Genomic DNA, 2,112 nt, shown 5'->3' on the forward strand with positions numbered 1-2,112 from the left:
TGCGTTCAGCTTCTTGTTGGAATGGTTCTCATATTTGCTTTCTATTGCGTCGTATCTAAACCCGTAGGGATAAGAGAGCGCGTGCGCGAACGAGGCACCAAGCCACCCACAAAAGGCCATTTCCTCGACATTCCAAACTGGCGCGGTCAGTAGTCCAAATCACTTCAAGAAAAAACACACCACCTTCCTGCAAAGATGCTTTTTGTTTTAGTCAGCGCAATTCATTGTTTGGCATTAGCATGGATGGGGTGTGTGGGCATGCTGCGAGTCCCGAGCAACGGTGCACACACCGCAGCCACGATTTGCCGACAAAGAACGAGCTTAAACGAAGAAAAGGGCACTCAAAAATGAACGCCCTAGGCTGCCGGATTTCACCGCGAAGCGGTTCGGGTTCCTGTTACACCCGAACTAACTCCGGACAACCGGAATTTAAACTAGTTTTCTATTTCGATTTTTCTGCGATTATTTTCTGTTGTTGTTCAATAAACATTTCTTTAGTACGTGGGTCTTCAAACTTAAAAGCTCCGCTTTCTACCATTTCTAACATGTACCTAGCATTGTCGATTTTTTCAATATTGAAGAGCTCAAAAGGGTAATCTGATGCATTACGTAGAAAGTCGATAAAACCCTCTTCATCATGTATGTATTCCTGTATCCCAATTAAAAACTCAGATTGCGGTACGTGTTGCAATAGGGTTTCTACTTTTCTAATAAATTCTAACGTATCCATTTTTTGTTTGTGAAACTCACCTTGGCATAGTTCTTTTTCAGATACCTTAAGAGCTGATGCTAGCTTTCCTGCTTGGCTTATCTTAGGTTCAGACTTCCCATTTTCCCATTTTAAATACGTTTGTTGGGTTACTCCAACCATTTCCGCGACTTCATTCTGTTTCAAACCAAGCTCAGTACGCGCCTTTCTAAGTACATCTTGCAGCATGTCATTATCCACTTTGGTATCCCTTTATTTAATTATAACCCCTACTTTATACACAAAACTGTTGACACTTACTATCATGTACTTTTAAGGTGTACGAAAATGTATTTGACAGGGTTTCCCAGTGTTCTTTATTGACCAACTTTTCATTCAACAAGATCATCCCGACGGTGGGCTTCCATTCGTCGGCACTCATGTTATTGAGCGTGTTGATATGGAAACTGGCGAAAAGCTTCCTCCCAGCGTTAACCAAAAAATTCTTGAAGGTTCATTTAGTACCAAACTCACTATTCGCTGTAATGGCAATCGTATCCGCGTCGAGGGCAATCCGTCCCGCTGGCAACGCATGGATAATCTTTTTGGTTTAACTTCTCTCGATGATTGCATCGCAATTTATAACCACATTCTCGCAAAATACGACCTGCCGCCATTCACTAAAAACACTCGTGCTTATCACCGTCAAACTCCGGATGGTAAGTCATCGTCACTCATAGGCAATGGCGCGGAAATAACTCTTATCGACTGGACACGTAACCACATGGTTGACCGTGAAAATGAGCTTTCATTTATTCGTGGCATGTCTTCTGTAGCTATGGGGCGAGGGCGTGAAGCGATTCTCAAACCTAATGGAATGACTTGTAACTGGGGTGAAGGCTCAGCATGGGAAATGCTCAAGCTCTACTGCAAGGCATTTGAGATGCAACTCCGTCTTAAGAAATACAAGCGCAGCAGCAAGACAACACAAGATCATATTAAGTACTTAGAAACTCTTATCGATTACTGCGAAGAGCACGGCGTTGTCCGTGAAGAAAACAGCCTCAGACAAAAACTACTGAAAAGACACGACTTGCAATTTTACGGAATGGTAACGGAACAAGACTTTTACAAGCACCTAACGACGATGGAAGACGCTATGAAGACACTACACGCTACTAAAGACATTCATCAATCAATCGCAGAGCAATTACTAGAAGCAGGGGTTGTGGAAACAGTGCGTGCAGCTAATACCACCATGAATTATTTCACACTTTGGCAGCACGGCACCGATTTACGTCACACGCTAAGTCAATCGCAATTCTACGAGCACAAAGCCCGCTTAAGGAAAATTGGCATCGATATCGGCCAACAATTCGATGTTAGTCGCCTTTGTCCAACACTCAAACGTTCAGAGGTTATCG

2 protein-coding genes are annotated in these 2,112 nt (G+C 43.2%); one reads left to right on the forward strand and one right to left on the reverse strand.

What is annotated here, in order from left to right; genetic code table 11:
• Positions 1-442: 442 nt before the first annotated feature.
• On the reverse strand, positions 443-949 hold the full coding sequence (locus OJ16_RS19570; RefSeq protein ID WP_040986277.1) for a helix-turn-helix transcriptional regulator: 507 nt from the start codon (positions 947-949) through the stop codon (positions 443-445).
• 109 nt (positions 950-1,058) lie between these two features.
• Here OJ16_RS19570 and OJ16_RS19575 point away from each other — a divergent pair.
• The coding region (locus tag OJ16_RS19575; protein WP_040993243.1) for a phage/plasmid replication protein, II/X family at positions 1,059-2,112 on the forward strand (1,054 nt) is incomplete at its 3' end.

The organism is Vibrio renipiscarius, from assembly GCF_000827885.1.
In the GTDB taxonomy this organism is placed as follows: Bacteria; Pseudomonadota; Gammaproteobacteria; order Enterobacterales; family Vibrionaceae; genus Vibrio; species Vibrio renipiscarius.